Source organism: Gulosibacter molinativorax, assembly GCF_003010915.2.
Lineage (GTDB): Bacteria > Actinomycetota > Actinomycetes > Actinomycetales > Microbacteriaceae > Gulosibacter > Gulosibacter molinativorax.
The window spans coordinates 35,885-53,985 of sequence record NZ_CP028426.1 but is presented as its reverse complement, the minus strand read 5'-3'; the positions used below and the strand labels follow the sequence as shown (position 1 = coordinate 53,985).

The following is an 18,101-nucleotide window of genomic DNA, read 5'->3' as shown; positions in this document are numbered from 1 at the left end:
CTACTGCTCGTCGCCAAGAATTGCGGGAACGCGGAACTGTTCGCCGTCCTGATCGGGGGCGCCCGCCAGCGCGTCGGCGCGGTCGAGCACGTCTCCCGGCTCGTCCGGGCGCAGCACATTACTCATGATGTGTGGGTGGCTGGCCGGCGGGATGTCTGGGGTCGCCACCTCACTCACCTTCTCGATAAGCGGCTGGATGGACCCGAGTTGCTCGGCCATGACGGCGACCTCGTCATCAGTGAGGTCGATGCGCGCGAGGTTGGCGATGTGCGCAACTTCGGCAGCGGTGATGTCGGACATAGTGCTCCGTCTTCGAATGCGAATACGACGCACGCCAGTCTAGTTGCTAGCTTGCGCGGCGCTGGACCTTGACGGGCTGCTCACGCAGACTCACGAGGCGGCCGCTCTCATCCGTTTCGATTTCGATGCCACCCGCTTGGCTCCCGATCGCCGCGGTGAGCGGGTCGTGGGAGGTGACGGAGTAGTCGAGCCCGACGTGTCGGGCGTAGCACTCGAGCGCATCCAAGTGGTTCTCGGTGACGCCGAGGTCGGCGCCCTGCATCGTCACGTCGACGAGTTCTTGCCCCGACAGCGGCCGCAGCGGGCCCATGTCCACCGCGAACAGGAGGGTGAGGCCGCGTCCCGCATCCACCGTCAGCGTGTGGAAGCCACCGCCGAGTGCCTCGGCCGCGAGGCGCAGGACGAGCGACGGTGTGTCCGAGAGGGTGATCACCGGGGTCTTGAGTTCGGGAATGTCGAGGGAGACGCCGCGATCGTGCACGAGCTTCGCGAGCTGCAACGCCTTTCCGGGCAGGCGATCCTCGTGTGAGCTCTGCCAGCCCCACATCCACGTGCCAGCGGACTGGGCGATCGAGCCAATGAGTTGAACGGGGTAAGTGAAGGTTTCCGAGTCTTTGATGAACGTGACGGTTGCGTTGTCGAGGTCGACCTGCCACTGCGAGTCGAGCGTCAGCGCCGTCATTTCCGTTTCCGCATGGACATGCGAGAACAGTGACATTGCGGCTAAATCGCGCAAGTGTTCACTGATCATAGAGCTCCTAGAGATGATGGGATTCCGGGGGAAGAATCACCGAAACAGCGTAACGAGGTCCCGTCGCAAAGCGAAGTGGAAATCGATGCTGTATGCAAATCGATATAAAGTTTCGGCCCGAATGCTTAGGCCTGGCTGAGACCCGCGACCGCGTCCGGACCACCCTCGAGGAGCGCACGGAACCCGTCGGCATCGAGGACCGGGATCCCCAATTCCTCGGCCTTCGTGAGCTTTGACCCGGCGCCCGGGCCGGCCGCGACGAAGTCGGTCTTCTTCGACACGCTGCTGGCGGCCTTGCCCCCCGCGGCAATGATCGCCTCCTTGGCCCCCTCACGCGTGAAGCCCTCGAGCGTGCCGGTCGCGACGACGGTAAGCCCGGTCAATGGGCCTTCGACGGCCTCGTTGTTGCCGGGGCCGGGATGCCCTGGAGTCGCGAACCGCACGCCGGCTGCGCTCCAGCGGTCGATGATCTCGAGGTGCCAGTCGACCGTGAGCCACTCGCTGATCGACTCCGCGATGATCGGTCCGACACCCTCGACATTCGAAAGCTCCTCGACCGAGGCCGCGCGGATCGCGGCGAGCGAACCAAACCAGTCCGCCAGCGCGCGGGCGGCGACCGGGCCGACGTGGCGGATGTTGAGCGACACGAGTTGCCGCCACAGCTCCTTGGTCTTCGCCTTCTCGAGTTCCTCGAGCAGCTTCTCGGCCTGCTTGCTCGGGCTGTAGACGACGTGGTCCTTCTTGATGCCCGCGGCGCGACGCTCGGCCGTCGTCATGTTCTCGGCACCAGGCGGGTAGGCCTTTGTGCTCGTGCGGAAGGGCGTGCGCTGGCGCGGCTGGCCGTCGCTGTCGACGCGCGGTTCGCCCGTGTCGGCGTCTTTCACCGTCACGATGATCGGCACGAGCTCCTCGAGCTGCAGCTCGAACAGCCGCGCCTCGGTCGTCAGCGGCGGCTCCTCGGGCACATCCGGTTGGGTCAGGGCCGCAGCCGTGACCTCGCCGAGCACCTCGATATCGAGGCCCTGGCGCGAGCCGATGTGCTCGACTCGACCGCGCACCTGCGCCGGGCAGCTGCGCGCGTTCGGGCAGCGCAGGTCGACGTCACCCTCCTTCATCGGGCGCAGCGTCGAGCCGCACTCGGGACACTCGGTCGGCATGACGAACTCGCGCGCATCCGCCGGGCGCTTTTCGAGCACGGGCCCGAGCACTTCGGGAATCACGTCGCCGGCCTTGCGCAGCACCACTGTGTCGCCGATCAGCACGCCCTTCGCCTTCACGACGTCCTGGTTATGCAGCGTCGCGAACGTGACCGTCGAGCCCGCCACCGTCACCGGGCGCATTACCGCGTAGGGCGTCACGCGCCCCGTCCGGCCGACGCCGACGCGAATGTCGAGCAGCTCGGTGTGCACTTCCTCGGGCGGGTACTTGTAGGCGATCGCCCAGCGCGGCGCCCGCGAGGTCGCCCCGAGCTCCTCGTGCTGCGCGAGGTCGTCGACCTTGACGACGATCCCGTCGAGCTGGTGCTCGATGCTGGCGCGGCGCTCGCCGAACTCCGTGACGTACTCCAGCACCTCCGCGGTCGCATGGCACACCCGCGTGTGCGGGCTCGTCGGCAGGCCCCAGGACGACAGCAACTCGTACACTTCCGACTGATTCGCAACCGGCGGGTTCGCCCACGCACCAATGCCGTGCACATACATGCTGAGTCGGCTCAGCCGATCACGCATCAGCTGCAGGCGATCGGCGGACTTGCCCTCGGCCTTCTGCCGCAGCGAGCCCGAGGCCGCATTGCGCGGATTCGCGAAGGCGCTCTCCCCCGCGGCGACCTGCAGGGCGTTGAGTTCCTCAAAATCATCGACACGGAAGAAGACCTCGCCCCGGACCTCGACGACCTCCGGCAGCGCATCCGCCTCGCCCGCGAGCCGCTGCGGGATGGCGCGGATGAACTCGACGTTCTCGGTCACATCCTCACCGGTGCGACCGTCACCGCGGGTCGCGGCCTTCGTGAGCCGACCGCGCTCGTACGTGAGCGAGATCGCGAGGCCGTCGATCTTGAGCTCGGTCAGCCACGCGACGTCGCCGCCCGCGGCCGCGTTCGTGCGCACGAGCCACGCTTCGAGCTCTTCGGTCGCAAACACGTTGTCGAGCGAGAGCATCCGTTCCCGGTGCACGACCGGGGCGAAGAGGGTGGATGCGCGGCCCCCGATGGTCTGCGTCGGCGAGTCCTGAGACTCGAGCTCGGGATGCGCTTCCTCGAGTTCCCGGAGTCGGGCCATCGCGGCGTCGTACTCGGCGTCCGGGACCTCCTGCACGTCCTTCGCGTAGTAGCTGTCCGCCCACGCGGCGATCTGCTCTCGAAGCCGATCAACCTCGGCACGCGCAGTCTCGAAGTCCACTCCGGTATCGGCCTCGGTCGCCATGGTTGTTACCCCTTCGTCACGCCTCGGATCGTGTCGGTCGCCGTCTTGCGGCTCACGCCGAGCAGCCAGTCGACTTTGTCGGCCAGTCGCTTCGCCGCACGCTTCTCACTCGTGGTGTCGTAGTAGACGTACGCGATGCCAACGATCGCGATGAGCACCGCGACGACCAAGAATACCCAGAACCATACGCCCGTCGGCTGCATCAATAGCACCGACCCAAAGAAGACGATCGCGCCGAGAATGAGCCACAGCGGGACGGCGATGATCCATTCCTTGAGGCCAAAAGGGCGCGCCCCTACGGTGCACTGGGCCGCGAGTTTTGCCGCCTCGGGGCGGAACTTCGCATCGAAATCTACTAGGAACTGCTTCTCGTCGGACTGGTTCTTATATTTTTTCGCCCATCGCTCGGCGCGATCGGACAGCTGGTCAACGGCCTGACCGTCTTTAAGGGTGGGCAGGCCGTTTGTGGCGTTGGTCAAGGAGTCTCCTAGGCAGCGAGCGCTGCGATATCAAGTTGGGAAGTCGCGCGGTCGATCGTGAATTGGCCGACGACGCGGGTGCCGTCGTAGATCACCGCGGTCTGGCCCGGCGCGACGCCGACCAGTGGCTCATCGACCCGCACCGCGATCTCAATGCCGGGCTCGGTCGCGTCCGGTCGGGTCGCCGTGTCGGCAGCGCGGATGATGCACTCGCCCGGCACGGTCTCGCCGTGCGCGCGAATCTGCACGTCGCAACGGAACTGGTCCATGTTCGGCTTCGGCCCGGCCCACGTCCAGCGCTGCCCGGAAATCTCGCCGATCGCGAGCGCCTCCTTGGGCCCAACCACCACGGTGTTGCTCGCGGGGTCGGTGCCAAGGACGAACCGGGGCTTGCCGTCAGCGGCGGGCTGGCCAAGCTTCAGGCCCTTTCGCTGACCAATCGTGAAGCCCACGGCGCCATCGTGTTCGCCGAGCTGCTCGCCATCGCGGTCGACGATCGCGCCCGGGCGCATCGGGATGTGTCCCCCGAGCCAGGTCTTCGTGTCGCCGTCCGGGATGAAGCAGATGTCGTAGCTGTCGGGCTTGTTCGCGGTGACGAAGCCTCGGTGCTCGGCCTCGGCTCGCACGAGTTCCTTCGAGGGCGTTTCCCCGAGCGGGAAGGAACAGTACGCCAGCTGCTGCTCGGTGAGCACACCGAGCACGTACGACTGGTCCTTCGATTCTTCGCTCGCGCGGTGCAGCTCGCGCACGCCGTCCTCGCGGTCGATGATGTGGGCGTAGTGCCCGGTGACGACCTGGTCGAAGCCGAGGTCGATCGCCTTGTCGAGGAGGGCGGCAAACTTGATCTTCTCATTGCACCGCAGGCACGGGTTCGGCGTGCGTCCCTGCTCGTACTCGGCGATGAAGTCATCGACGACGTCGAGGCGGAATCGCTCCGAGAAGTCCCATACATAGAACGGGATGCCGAGCTCGTCGGCGACGCGCCGTGCATCCATCGCGTCCTCGATCGTGCAGCATCCCCGCGAACCGGCCCGCAGCGTGCCACCCGCACGCGAGAGTGCGAGATGTACGCCAACCACGTCGTGCCCGGCGTCCACCGCCCTCGCTGCTGCGACGGAGGAATCGACCCCGCCGCTCATTGCTGCTAGTACCTTCATGCCCTCGATTCTACTCGTGAGCCGAATCCGTCAAGGGGTCCTGCTCCCGGTAGAGATCGGCGTAGTGGCCCCCGAGCCCGAGGAGCTCCTCGTGCGTACCGCGTTCGACGATGCGGCCGCGATCGAGCACGTGAATCACGTCCGCATGCCGGATGGTCGACAGCCGGTGTGCGATCGAGATGACGGTGCGGCCGCGGCTCGCCTCGTCGATCGCCTCCTGGACGTGGCGCTCGCTCACGGTGTCGAGCGCGCTCGTCGCCTCGTCGAGGATGAGCACGGGCGGATCCTTGAGGAGGACTCGCGCGATCGCGATGCGCTGCTTCTCGCCGCCGGAGAGCCGGTAGCCGCGCTCGCCCACGATGGTCTCGTAGCCGTTCGGGAAGCTCATGATCTGCTCGTGGATGCTCGCCTTGCGACAGGCTTCCTCGAGCTCGCTCATCGAGGCCTCGGGTTTCGCGAGGCGCAGGTTCTCGGCGATCGTCGCGTGCACGAGGTAGGACTCTTGGCTCACCAGCCCGATGTGGCGCATGATTTCGCTGCGACGGAGGTCCCGCACATCCACCCCCGCGAACCGCACCGTGCCCTCGGTCGCGTCATAGAGCCGGGCCGCGAGGTAGCTGATCGTGGACTTGCCCGCGCCGGACGGCCCGACGAACGCGGCCATCTCGCCCGCGTGCACGGTGAAGCTCACGTCGCTCAGCGTCGCCGGTTCGTCCTTCGACTGGTCCGGATAGCGGAACGAGACGTGGTCGAATTCCACCTCGCCGGCGCGATCGGGGTTCGGTGCCTTGGGCTCTTCCGAATCCTCGATCGCGGGCTTGAGACCCAGGTACTCGAAGATGCGCGCGAAGAGCGCCTTCGAGGTCTGAATCTCGAGCCCGGTGCGCATGAGGCCGGTGAGCGGCCGGGTCATCTGGCTGTTCACCGACGTGAACGCGACGATGGTGCCCGCGGTGAGGCCGGTGCCGCCCGCGATGAGAAAACCGGCGACGAGGTAGATCACCACGGGCACGAGCCCCATCACGACGCGCATGAATCCGAAGAACCACTGGCCCATCATCGCGAGCTGCCGCTGCAGGCGAACTTGCTCGCGGTTCGCGACGCGGTACTGGTCGAGCGAGGATTCCTCGCGGCCGAGCGTCTTGGTCAGCAGGATGCCCGAGACCGAGAGCGATTCCTGCGTCATCGCCGTCATGTCGGCGAGCGACTGCTGGGTCTTCGTCGCGACCCGCGCGCGACGCTGCCCGACGCGTCGCTGCATCGCGACGAGCGGCGGCATGATGATGAGCGACAGGATCGCGAGCTGCCAGTTCAGCACGAACATCGCCGCGATCGACGCGATCGTCGCGACGACGTTGCCGATCACCGAGGTGAACGTGTTCTGCAGCGTGGTGGCCACGCCACCCACGTCGTTCTGCAGCCGCGACTGGATTTCGCCGGTCTTAGTGCGCGCGAAGAACGCGAGCTCCATCTGCTGCAGCTTGTCGAAGAGACGGATGCGCAGGTCGGCAGTGACGCTGTTGCCGATCAGCGCGGTCAGCCAGCTCTGCCAGATCGACAGGCCCGAGTTGAGGATGAGCACGGCGACCATCGCGGCGAGGACCCACCACAGCGCGACCAGGTTCGGTCCGCCGCCACCGACCGGGAACAGGCCCCGGTCGAAGGCCTGCTGGGTCAGCAGCGCGGGCAGGACCCCGAGCGCCGCGGTGACGAGCACGAGCACGAGCGAGAGCAGCAGCTCGCCGCGATACGGCGTAAAGAGCGCCCCGATCTTGCGCCACAGGTTCTCGACCTCGGGTGCCTCGGAGTTCTGGGAGCGCAGTTCGGACTCATCGCGGAAGGCTGGCGGACGGCCGCCGCCGCGACCGCCGCCCGCGCCGGGTGGCATCATGCTCATGAGGACGACTCTACGGTCTGCGCCGCCTGTTCCACTCGAGGCTCGGTGCCGGTCAACCGGCCGATCTGGTCCATCAGGTGGTAGATCACGAGCGCCGCGAGGGTGCCTAGTGTGTTGCACCGTTAATTCGTTGCTAGTTTTGTAGAATGGAGTATGGCAACACGTGGACCTTCTCTTCCCGAACTGAAGCTCTCTGAAACTGAGCGTGACCAACTGGAACGGTGGGTGCGTCGCCGGAAGTCAGCGCAGGATCTCGCGTTGCGTTCTCGGATCGTGTTGGAATGCGCGACTGGGGCTTCGAATTCCGAGGTGGCCAATCGTATGGCGGTGTCGTTACCGACGGTGCGCAAGTGGCGTTCGCGGTTTCTGGAGCGGCGGCTGGACGGGCTCGTTGACGATCCGCGGCCGGGTCGCCCCGCGCTGATCAGTGTGGACCGTGTGGAACAGGTGGTCATCGACACGCTGGAATCGACGCCGCAGAACGCGACGCACTGGTCACGGGCGAAGATGGCGGAAAAGTCGGGGCTGTCGAAATCGACAGTGGGGCGGATCTGGAAGGCATTCGGGTTGAAGCCCCACCTGGAGGAAGGGTTCAAGCTCTCCAACGACCCGCTGTTTACTGAGAAGGTCTACGACATTGTTGGCCTCTATCTGAACCCACCCGAGTCGGCGGTGGTGCTCAGTGTGGATGAGAAAAGTCAGGTGCAGGCTTTGGCCCGCTCGCAACCGGCGTTCCCGATGATGCCGGGAGTCCCCGAACGGCGCTCACACGACTATGTCCGGCATGGCACCACGAGTTTGTTTGCCGCGCTGAACGTCGCTGACGGGACGGTGATCTCCTCAATTCATCGTAAGCATCGCTCGATCGAGTTCAAGAAGTTCCTCCAGAAGATCGACAAGAACGTCCCCGAACACCTCGACGTGCATGTGATCTGCGATAACTACTCCACACACAAGCACCCCACCGTTAAGGCGTGGCTTGCCAAGCACCCTCGGTTTCACATGCACTTCACGCCGACTTACTCGTCATGGATCAACCAGGTTGAACGGCTCTTCGCCGAAGTTACTCGTGATCTTTTACAGCGTTCCGATCATCGCAGCGTGCAAGCGCTCGAGAGAGACCTCCGCGGTTGGGTGAAGGCGTGGAACGAGAACCCGAAGCCGTTCATCTGGACCAAGACCGCCGAGGAAATCCTCGAATCCATCGCCAAATACCTGAAACGAATTAACGGATCAGGACACTAGCGCGATGCCGTTAAAGATGATGCCGCCGAAGTCCCACGTGACGTTCGCGATACCCACCACGAGCGCGACCCCCGCGGTCATCTGGTTCTTCGCGCTCGAGAAGTCGACCTTCGATTCCACCCACATACGGATGCCAACGATGCCGATCAGGCCGTATAGCACGAAGGTCACACCGCCGAGCACGCCGGCGGGAATCGAGAAGATCAGCGCGCCGATCTTGGGGCTCATCGCCAGTGCGATGGCCGCGAGGCCCGCGACCCAGTAGGCCGCGGTGGAGTAGACGCGCGTCGCGCTCATCACACCGATGTTCTCGCCGTACGTGGTCGTCGGGGAACCGCCGAAGGTCGCCGAGAGCGCCGTCGCGATGCCGTCCGAGGCAAGCGTGCGGCCAATCATGTTGTCGAGGTTGGTTCCGGTCATCTGGGCGACCGACTTCACGTGACCGACGTTTTCGGCGATGAGCACGAACACCACCGGCAGGAACATCGGCAGCACCGACAGGTTGAACTCGGGGCTGTGGAACTCGGGCAGCCCGAACCACGCCGCCTCGTTGAAGGCCGTCAGGTCCACCTCCCCGCGTGTTGCAGCGAAGGCGTAGCCGATTACGACGCCGAGCAGCACCGAGATCCGCCCGAGGAATCCGCGAAACAGGGCCGTGCAGAGAATGACGGCGAAGAGCGTCACGAGCGCGGTGGGTGTCGACTGCTGAAAGTTGTCGTACGCCGTCGGTGCGAGGTTAAAGCCGATCAGCGCGACGATCGAGCCCATCACGACCGGCGGCATGAGCACCGTAATCCAGCGGGTGCCGGTGAATTGCACGAGCAGGCCCACGAGCGCGAGGAGCACACCGGTAATCAACACTGCGCCGAGCGCGACGCCCATGCTGTGCGACTGCGTCGCCGCGACGATCGGCGCGATAAACGCGAAGCTCGAACCGAGGTAGCTCGGCACGCGGTTCTGCGTGATCAGGAGAAAGAGGAGCGTGCCGATACCCGAGAAGAGGAGCGTCGTCGACGGCGGGAAACCGGTCAGTAGCGGCACGAGGAAGGTCGCGCCGAACATGGCGATCACGTGCTGCGCGCCGATGCCGATGGTGATCGGCCAGGACAGGCGTTCCTTCGGGCCGACCACCGCGCCGGGTTCGACGGTCCGCCCGTTACCATGCAGTTTCCACTTGAACATCTCGCTCCTTCTTCGCCGCGCCGCGCGGCGTCCGAAGCGTAATGCTAGTGGCGCGGCGCCGCCCGGTTCGACAGTCCTGCCTTCTTTGCCTGCGCGACCGCGGCAGGAAGGGCTTCGAGGACGAGGCCGATGTCCTCCGCGGTGGTCGTGTGGCCGAGCGTGAAGCGCAGCGCACCGCGGGCCGTCGCCTCATCGAACCCGCAGCCGAGCAGCACGTGGCTCGGCTCGGGGATGCCCGCCTGACAGGCCGAGCCTGTCGAGACCGAGATGCCCGCCATGTCGAGCAAGAACAGGAGCGAGTCGCCCTGGCACCCGGGGAACGTGAAGTGCGCGTTGAGGGGCAGGCGAAGTGGCCCGGGCTCCGGGCCGTGCAGCTGTCCATCCGGAATGCGATCGCGGATGCCGGCGATCAGTCGATCCCGCAGCTCGCTCTGCTGCGCAGTGCCCGGCAGCACCCCGCCCTCGAAGGTCTCCGCCACGGCAGCGAACGCAAGCACTCCCCCGACGTCCTGGGTTCCCGAGCGGATCCCTCGCTGCTGGCCGCCGCCGTGCAGCAGTGCCTCGGGCGTGACGTGACGCGACACCGCGAGCGCGCCCACCCCGACGGGCCCACCGATTTTGTGGGCCGACACGCTCAGCGCCGCAATGCCCCAGTCCCGCAGTGAGACCGGGAGCTGGCCGTAGGAGGCCACCGCGTCAACGTGCATCGGAATTCCCTCGGCCTCGCACAGCTGCGCGAGCTCGCGAACCGGCTGCAACGTGCCGATCTCGTTGTTGCCGTGCAGCGTCGTGAGGAGCGCTCCTCGATCGCCAACGCGAGCGATCGCCGCAGCCGCCGCCGGAAGATCGATCAGACCCGACCCATCCACCGCGAGCCACTCGACCTCGGCACCCTCGTTCGCGACGAGCCACTCGACGGCGTCGAGGGTCGCATGGTGCTCCGTGCGCGTCGTCAAAATCACGGGGCGAGATGCGCCGCGGTTCCGCGCCCACCACAATCCCTTAATTGCGAGGTTGTTAGATTCGGTGCCGCCGGAGGTGAACACGGTTTCGATCGCCTGGGCGCCGAGCGTGCGCGCGATGCGCTCGCGGGCGGCCTCGAGCTCGCCGCGAGAACGCTGCCCGTGGGCGTGAATGGATGCGGGGTTCCCGACCTCGGAGGTCGCGCGCAGCCACGCTTCTCGTGCCGCCGGATGCAAAGGAGTCGTGGCGGCGTGGTCGAGGTATACGGACATAACACCTATTGTTTCACCGTTACGAAACGCCGGTCAGTAAACTTGCAAAGCTCATCCACAAGCAATAGAACGAGAGCGTATGGACGCCCCCGAGACCGGTGCCCTTGGCATCACGTTGAACTCTGGTAAACCGCGGCTGCGCGTATTTTCGGAGAACGCGACGGCCGTAACGGTCGTGCTGCTTTCCGAACAGCGAACCGTGCTGCACGAGATTCCCCTGTCGCGAACCGGCGACGTCTGGGAGGTCGAATCGAGCGTGCTCGTTCCCGGCGCGTACTACGCGCTGCGAATTGATGGCCCGCACGGGCCGCACCACGGCTTCGATCCCAAGCGGCTTTCGCTCGATCCCTACGCGCGCCATGTCGTGAACCTTGGCGACGCGCGATCACCGTTCTGGGTCTCGCGGGTGGTTCGCGAGGAGGAGTTCGATTGGGGCGTGCACAAGCATCCGCACACTCCGATGCGCGACACCGTGATCTATGAGGCCCACCTCAAGGGGCTCACGAAGCTCGCGCATTTCGTCCCCGAGGAGCTGCGCGGCACGTACGCGGGCCTCGCCCACGAAAACGTCGTCGCGCACCTCACGAACCTGGGCATCACCGCGGTCGAGCTGCTGCCGGTGCAGGCGTTTACCAGTGAGCGGCACCTCCGTCGTGACGAACTCACGAACTACTGGGGCTACAACACGCTCGGATTCTTCGCGCCGCACGCCGACTACGCCACGAAGTCGGCCCAGTCGGCTGGCCCGGAGGCCATCGCCCGCGAATTCAAGTCGATGGTGCGCACGCTGCACGCCGCTGGCATCGAGGTGTTGCTCGACGTCGTCTACAACCACACGGCCGACGAGGGCGCGGAAGGCGACTCCGTCCTCTTCCGCGGGATCGACCGCGCCTCGTACTACCGGCAGGACCCGGCGGGCAACCTCGTCGACGTGACCGGTTGCGGCAATTCGCTGAACACGGCGCATCCGGTCGCGCAGCGATTCGTGCTCGACTCGCTGCGGTACTGGACGGAAGAGTTCGGTATCGACGGGTTCCGATTCGACCTCGCGGTGACGCTCGGCCGCGACGGCGGGCACGGCTACACGCCCGACCATCCGCTGCTGCACGCCATCGTGAACGATCCCATACTCGAGAAGTCGAAGATCATCGCGGAGCCGTGGGATGTGGGCATCGGCGGCTGGCAGACCGGCCACTTCCCCGCCGGGTGGTCCGAGTGGAACGACGAGTATCGCGACCGACTGCGCCGCTTCTGGGTCGAAAGCTTCTCGCATGCTCGCGTCACCGGTCAGCACCGCGAGGCGATCGGCAAGCTCGCGACCGCGATCGCAGGCTCCTCGAATCGCTTCACGGACGACCGCGGCCCGCTCGCATCCGTGAACTTCGTGACCGCGCACGATGGCTTTACCCTCCGAGACCTCGTGTCCTACAACGTCAAGCACAACCTCATGAACCACGAGCTCGGGCGCGACGGCACAGACAACAACCACTCCTATAACTTCGGCCTCGAGGGCGAAACCGAACACGCGGGCATCCAGGAGGCGCGCCGACTCACCGTCCGGAACCTCATCGGGACGCTGCTGATTTCTGCGGGCGTGCCGATGCTGACCGCGGGCGACGAACTCTCCCGCACCCAGCACGGCAACAACAATCCGTATAACCAGGACAACGGCGAGTTCAGCTGGATCGACTGGGAACTCTCGGAGGCGCAGGAACAGACCATTCTGCACACGCGCCGCCTCATCGAGATCCGCCGCAATCACCCGGTGTTGCGGCCCGGTCATTACAACCACACGACCGAGACGATCCCGGACGCTACGCGCTTCTCGTGGTTCGACGCGTTCGGGCAGCACATGGCCGACTGGCAGTGGACGACCCCGGCCAGCCGCTCGGTGCAGTTCATCGCATCCTCGCTGCTGTCGGATGGCACGGCAGACCAGCTGCTCGTGATCATTCACGGCGTGACCGACCCGGCGCCCTTCCGCCTCCCCCAGGTGGATGGTGTGGGCGGCTACCGACTGCTGTGGGACTCGGCCGCGTATCGGGTTTCGGAGATTGATACCGATGCGATGTCGATCGCGGCACCGCGTCAGCGGATGCGCCTGGTCGGCCCCTCGATGCGGATCTACGAGGTCATCGATAGCGAGTGAGCGTGCGCGCACTGACAAAGGTTTCCGTGTGCGCGCCACCGATTCCAAGGATGACCAGGAACTCGGCAAACGAAACTTGCTAGGTTCACAGACGTGGCTACGACATCTGGACTGAGCACCCCTGATTCCTCCCGTTCGACCGACTTTCCCGGCTCGGGTTACGAGCCCGTGTATGGTCGCATCCCCATCATGCGGCTACGCCCGCAGATCGAAGACGCCCTGTTTTCTTCCAAGGCCTACGAGGGCGAGGTCGTGCCGTTTTCGTGCGTCTCGTTCCGTGAGGGTCACGACAAGATCGGCGTCGATCTCGTCCTGACTTCACCGGCTGGCACCACGACGCGCACGCGCCTCGACCGCGGCAATGCCGGGCTCGATGAGTGGCGCACGACGGCGCAGCTCGACGCCACTGGCGAGTGGCGCTGGCACATGGAATCGTTCGGGGACGACTTCGCGACGTGGCGACACAACGCCGAGATCAAGGTTCCGGCCGGAATCGATGTCGAGGTCATGCTCGAGGAGGGCGCGCGCGTCCTCGATCGCGCCGAGCAGACGGTGGCTGTGTCGTCGGCCGCCGCCGCGGCCCGCGACACGACCGCAGCCCCACTCGACCGGCTCCGCGCGCTCCTCGCGGATGCGGTGGTCGCCCAGCTGACCGCGTCCCCCGTGCGCTCCCTCGTGACGCCGTCGGCCGAACGCGTCATTCGCGTCGAGCGCCAGCGCGCGGGCTTCGGCGCGTGGTACGAATTCTTCCCGCGCTCCGAGGGCGCGATCCCGAACGCCGATGGCTCGTGGACGAGCGGCACGTTCCAGACCGCAGCCGGGCGCCTCGACGGCGTCGCGGCGATGGGCTTCGACGTCGTCTATCTCCCGCCCATCCACCCGATCGGCACCACGAACCGCAAGGGCCCGAACAACACGCTCGTCGCGGGGCCGCACGACCCGGGCTCGCCGTGGGCGATCGGCGGCGAGGCGGGCGGCCACAAGGATGTGCATCCCGACCTCGGTACCGAGGCCGACTTTGTCGCCTTCCGCGAGCGCGCGGAGGAGCTCGGGCTCGAGATCGCGCTCGACCTGGCACTCCAGGCGACGCCCGACCACCCCTGGGTCAAGGAGCACCCCGAGTGGTTCACCACGCTCAACGACGGCAGCATCGCCTACGCCGAGAACCCACCGAAGAAGTATCAGGACATCTACCCGATCAACTTCGATAACGATCGGAACGGCATCTACGCCGAGGTGCTCGATATCGTGCGGCACTGGATCTCGCTCGGCGTGAAGATCTTCCGCGTCGACAACCCGCACACGAAGCCCTTGCAGTTCTGGGAGTGGCTGATCCACGACATCAACGCGGAGTATCCCGAGGTGATCTTCCTTGCGGAGGCCTTCACTCGCCCCGCGGTGATGCAGTCGCTTGCGAAGGCGGGTTTCCAGCAGTCGTACTCGTACTTCACGTGGCGCAACACCCGCGAAGAGCTCGAGGAGTTCCTGGACGAGATCTCGCACGACACGAGCGATTTCATGCGGCCGAACCTCTTCGTCAACACCCCGGACATCCTCACGGAGTACCTGCAGCGAGGCGGTCGACCGGCGTACGAGGCGCGCGCCGTGATCGCGGCGATGGCCGGTTCGAACTGGGGCATGTACTCCGGCTTCGAACTCATCGAGAACGTCGCCCGCCCAGGCTCCGAAGAGAACATCGACAACGAGAAGTACGAGTTCAAGAACCGTAACTGGGCGGCGGCAGAGGCCGCGGGGATTTCCCTCGCGCCGCTCATCACCCGACTCAATGGCATTCGGCGCGCGCATCCTGCCCTGACGCAGCTGCGAAACTTCGAGGTGCAGAGCGCGGACAACCAGCAGGTGTTCTCGTTCTCGAAGCACCTCGACGCGCGGTACACGGGCTCAGGCATTCCCGACACCGTCGTCACCGTCGTGAACCTTGACCCATTCAGCGCCCAGGAATCAACCCTCGTGCTGGACACCGAAAAGTTCGGGATTCCACACGGCTCGACATTCCAGGTCGAGGACCTCCTGAGCGGATCGATTTGGGACTGGTCCGACTACAACTTCATCCGGCTCGCGCCAGGGCAGGCACACGTACTCAATGTCCGGCACCACTAAGAGAAACGCGGTTGCGAAATGAACACGCCAGTTAGCGAAGACCACATTTTCCCGGACGCCGAGCTGCTCGCGCTCGCCGAGGGGCACCATTCGGGCCCGCACGGCGTGCTCGGGCAGCACCCCCTCGATGAGGAGGGCACGACCGCGGTCCGAGTACGCCGCCCGCTCGCGAAAAGCGTGCGCGTCGTGCTCGAGGCCTCGGGCCGAACCATCGAGCTCGAGCACCTCGCGCACGGTATCTGGTCGGCCGTCCACAACTACGGCCTCGACGACTACGTGATCGAGACGACCTACGAGGGTGGCGAAACCTATACCACGGATGACCCCTACCGGTTCATGCCCTCGGTTGGCGACACCGACATTTACCTCTTCGGCGAGGGCCGCCACGAGCAGCTCTGGAAGGTGTTCGGCGCGCACGTCCGCGAGCACTACGGCACCCACAAGTTCGTCCAGGGCACGTCCTTCGCGGTGTGGGCTCCGCACGCCCGGGCCGTGCGCGTCGTCGGCTCCTTCAACAGCTGGGACGGCGCGCAGCACGCGATGCGACGCCTCAACGAGCGTGGCGTCTGGGAACTGTTCATCCCGGGCCTTGGCGCGCACGAGACGTACAAGTTCCAGATCCTCAGCCAGGACGGCATGTGGATCGACAAGGCCGACCCGATGGCGCTGCACGCCGAGCGGCCGCCGCACACGGCATCCGTCATCGCCCAGCCCTCGCAGCACGAGTGGGGCGACGGCGAGTGGCTCGCGCACCGCGCATCCACCGACCCGCACAACCAGCCGATGAGCGTCTACGAGCTCCACGCGATGTCGTGGCGACCGGGCCTCGGCTACCGCGAGCTCGCCGACGAACTGATCACCTACCTCAACGGGATGCAGTTCACGCACGTCGAGTTCATGCCCCTCGCCGAGCACCCCTTCGGTGGCTCGTGGGGCTATCAGGTCACCGGCTACTACGCACCGACCTCGCGCCTCGGCTCCCCCGATGACCTCCGCTACCTCATCGACCGCCTGCACCAGGCGGGCTACGGCGTGATCATGGACTGGGTGCCGGGGCACTTTCCCAAGGATGCGTTCGGCCTCGCCGAGTTCGACGGTCAGGCGCTCTACGAGCACCCCGACCCCCGCCTCGGCCACCAGGCCGACTGGGGCACCTACGTGTTCAACTTCGGTGACTCGCAAGTGCGCAACTTCCTCGTCGCGAACGCCCTGTACTGGCTCGAGGAGTTCCACATCGACGGCCTGCGCGTCGACGCGGTGGCCTCGATCATCTACCGCGACTACTCGCGCGACGAGTGGCTGCCGAACAAGGACGGCGGCCGCGAATACTACGAGGCCATCGACTTCCTCCAGGAAGTCAACGCGACCGCGTACAAGCTCAACCCCGGCATCGTCATGATCGCCGAGGAATCGACGAGCTACCCGGGCGTCACTCGCGCGACGGACGAGGGCGGGCTTGGCTTCGGGCTCAAGTGGAACATGGGGTGGATGAACGACAACCTTCGCTACATCGCGAAGGACCCGATCTACCGCAAGTGGCACCAGGGCGACCTGACGTTCTCGTTCGTGTACGCGTGGAGCGAGCAGTACATCCTGCCGATCTCGCACGACGAGGTCGTGCACGGCAAGGGCTCGATGTTCTCGAAGATGCCCGGCGATGACTGGCAGAAGGCCGCGAACATGCGCCTGTTCTACTCCTACCAGTGGGGCCACCCGGGCAAGCAGCTGCTGTTCATGGGGCAGGAGTTCGGTCAGCCGAGCGAGTGGTCGGAGGACAAGGGCCTCGACTGGTGGCTGCTCGAAAACGACACGTTCTCGGGCATCCAGCGCTACGTCGCGGCGCTGAACAATCTCTACCGCTCGACGCCCGCGATGTGGGAGCTCGACAACGACCCCGCGGGACTCCAGTGGATTTCGGGCGACGACTCGCAGAACAGCCTGCTCGCGTTCGTCCGCCGCGATCGCTCGGGCGGCGCGCTCGCTGCCGTGTTCAACTTCTCGAACCATTCGCTCGAGGGGTACGAGCTCGGGCTGCCCTCGGGCGGCGCGTGGGATGAAGTACTCAACTCCGACGACCTCGCCTTCGGCGGCAGCGGAGTGACGAACGACACGCTCATCGCAAACGGGGCACCCGCGCACGGCCACGGCCAGTCCGTGTCCCTGCGAGTGCCCCCGCTCGGCGCGACGTTCCTGCGGCGTCGCTAGGCGAACAGCAGGTTGGTGAGCTGCTGACGCGCGCGGATCACGCGCGCGTCAGTCGGCCCCACCACATCAAAAAGTTCGAGGATGCGTTCGCGCACCTCGTTCTTGTTTTCCGAGTCGACCTTCGAGAACAACGCGAGCAGTCGGTTGAAGGCGTCGTCGACGTGGCCGCCGGACAGGTCGAGGTCGGCGACATCGAACTGGGCCTCGATCGAATTCGGATCCTTCGCCGCTCGATCGCGAATCTCCTGCAGCGTCTTGCCTTGCAGGCGCACGAGCAGGTTCACCTGCGAGAGGCCGACCTTCGCGTCGTCGTCCGCCGGAGATTCTTTCAGCGCCTGCTCATAGGCGGCCTTGGCTGCCTCCACGTCACCGCGCGCGAGCGCATCCTGCGCTTCTTGGTGAAGCGGCGGGATCGGCTTAGGCGCGGGTTCGCCAGTGCCTGCGGCGTCGGCCCCGGTGATCACGGCCTGGCCGGTCACGTCCTGCTGCGCGGCGACCTGGATGAGTTCGTTGACGACCTGCACGATCTGGTCGCGCGGCGGGTTCCCCTGGAAGAGCGGCACCGGACGGCCGCCGACAAGCGCCAGGACCGAGGGCTGACCGCCGAGCTGGGGGTGCGCATCCGCGTCGATGCGGAGCATGATGAGCCGGCCATCAGCCGAGCGCACGAGCTCTTCAAGGACCGGGGTCAGCGCGATCGAATCAGGGTCGCGCTGCGAGTACACCTGCACCAGGACGGGTACCTGCGTCGAGTACTGCGAAAACTGCTCGAGTTCCGCCTCGCCACCACTCATGACAGCGTCTGGCAGCGAGATGGCAGCGCCACCGCCAGCTTGACCCTGCGGTGCACCTTGCGCACCCGGGGCGGCCTGTTGCCGCTGCTGGTGCGCCTGCGCAAGCCCGCTTAGATCGACTCCGCCACCCATTGCGGACATGAGGTTATTCGGATCAGTCATCGTG

The 18,101-nt window shown here is 65.8% G+C and carries 13 protein-coding genes; 4 read left to right on the top strand and 9 right to left on the bottom strand.

The window, feature by feature from the left end; all coding sequences use genetic code 11:
- The 6 genes from gatC to GMOLON4_RS00220 all read right to left on the bottom strand — a co-directional run bounded on the left by gatC (position 1) and on the right by GMOLON4_RS00220 (position 7,004).
- On the bottom strand, positions 1-300 hold the full coding sequence (gene gatC / locus GMOLON4_RS00245; RefSeq protein ID WP_026937179.1) for an Asp-tRNA(Asn)/Glu-tRNA(Gln) amidotransferase subunit GatC: 300 nt from the start codon (positions 298-300) through the stop codon (positions 1-3).
- Between the two features lie 46 nt (positions 301-346).
- Complete coding sequence (locus GMOLON4_RS00240; protein WP_035732977.1) at positions 347-982, bottom strand: DUF6882 domain-containing protein; 636 nt, start codon at positions 980-982, stop codon at positions 347-349.
- Between the two features lie 194 nt (positions 983-1,176).
- A complete protein-coding gene (gene ligA / locus GMOLON4_RS00235) occupies positions 1,177-3,471 on the bottom strand; it encodes an NAD-dependent DNA ligase LigA (protein WP_026937181.1) in 2,295 nt (764 codons plus the stop codon).
- Positions 3,472-3,476: 5 nt separating this feature from the next.
- The gene (locus tag GMOLON4_RS00230) at positions 3,477-3,950 is read right to left on the bottom strand and encodes an SdpI family protein (RefSeq protein WP_026937182.1); all 474 of its coding nucleotides are present in this window, start codon (positions 3,948-3,950) and stop codon (positions 3,477-3,479) included.
- An 8-nt stretch (positions 3,951-3,958) separates the two neighbouring features.
- Positions 3,959-5,107 carry a tRNA 2-thiouridine(34) synthase MnmA gene (mnmA, locus tag GMOLON4_RS00225; protein WP_084147552.1) on the bottom strand — a complete coding sequence of 383 codons (1,149 nt, stop codon included), beginning with the start codon at positions 5,105-5,107 and terminating at the stop codon, positions 3,959-3,961.
- 10 nt (positions 5,108-5,117) lie between these two features.
- Positions 5,118-7,004, bottom strand: a complete 1,887-nt coding sequence (locus GMOLON4_RS00220) for an ABC transporter ATP-binding protein (RefSeq protein ID WP_084147553.1) — start codon at positions 7,002-7,004, stop codon at positions 5,118-5,120.
- A gap of 153 nt (positions 7,005-7,157) precedes the next feature.
- Here GMOLON4_RS00220 and GMOLON4_RS00215 point away from each other — a divergent pair, with 153 nt between their 5' ends.
- Positions 7,158-8,249 (top strand): IS630 family transposase, encoded by a 1,092-nt coding sequence (locus GMOLON4_RS00215; protein ID WP_265415367.1) that lies wholly within the window; start codon positions 7,158-7,160, stop codon positions 8,247-8,249.
- Here the strand turns inward: GMOLON4_RS00215 and GMOLON4_RS00210 are convergent.
- The gene (locus GMOLON4_RS00210) at positions 8,238-9,431 is read right to left on the bottom strand and encodes a uracil-xanthine permease family protein (RefSeq protein ID WP_035733762.1); all 1,194 of its coding nucleotides are present in this window, start codon (positions 9,429-9,431) and stop codon (positions 8,238-8,240) included. The genes GMOLON4_RS00215 and GMOLON4_RS00210 overlap by 12 nt on opposite strands.
- A 44-nt stretch (positions 9,432-9,475) precedes the next feature.
- The gene (locus GMOLON4_RS00205) at positions 9,476-10,666 is read right to left on the bottom strand and encodes a cysteine desulfurase family protein (RefSeq protein WP_026937762.1); all 1,191 of its coding nucleotides are present in this window, start codon (positions 10,664-10,666) and stop codon (positions 9,476-9,478) included.
- A gap of 79 nt (positions 10,667-10,745) precedes the next feature.
- Between GMOLON4_RS00205 and glgX the strand changes: the two genes are divergently transcribed.
- The 3 genes from glgX to glgB all read left to right on the top strand — a co-directional run bounded on the left by glgX (position 10,746) and on the right by glgB (position 17,141).
- Positions 10,746-12,815 carry a glycogen debranching protein GlgX gene (gene glgX / locus GMOLON4_RS00200; protein WP_026937763.1) on the top strand — a complete coding sequence of 690 codons (2,070 nt, stop codon included), beginning with the start codon at positions 10,746-10,748 and terminating at the stop codon, positions 12,813-12,815.
- 189 nt (positions 12,816-13,004) lie between these two features.
- A complete protein-coding gene (locus tag GMOLON4_RS00195) occupies positions 13,005-14,936 on the top strand; it encodes an alpha-1,4-glucan--maltose-1-phosphate maltosyltransferase (protein WP_026937764.1) in 1,932 nt (643 codons plus the stop codon).
- A gap of 18 nt (positions 14,937-14,954) precedes the next feature.
- The gene (glgB, locus tag GMOLON4_RS00190; protein WP_026937765.1) at positions 14,955-17,141 is read left to right on the top strand and encodes a 1,4-alpha-glucan branching protein GlgB; all 2,187 of its coding nucleotides are present in this window, start codon (positions 14,955-14,957) and stop codon (positions 17,139-17,141) included.
- Here the strand turns inward: glgB and GMOLON4_RS00185 are convergent.
- On the bottom strand, positions 17,138-18,097 hold the full coding sequence (locus tag GMOLON4_RS00185) for a tetratricopeptide repeat protein (protein WP_026937766.1): 960 nt from the start codon (positions 18,095-18,097) through the stop codon (positions 17,138-17,140). The genes glgB and GMOLON4_RS00185 overlap by 4 nt on opposite strands.
- Positions 18,098-18,101: the final 4 nt, after the last annotated feature.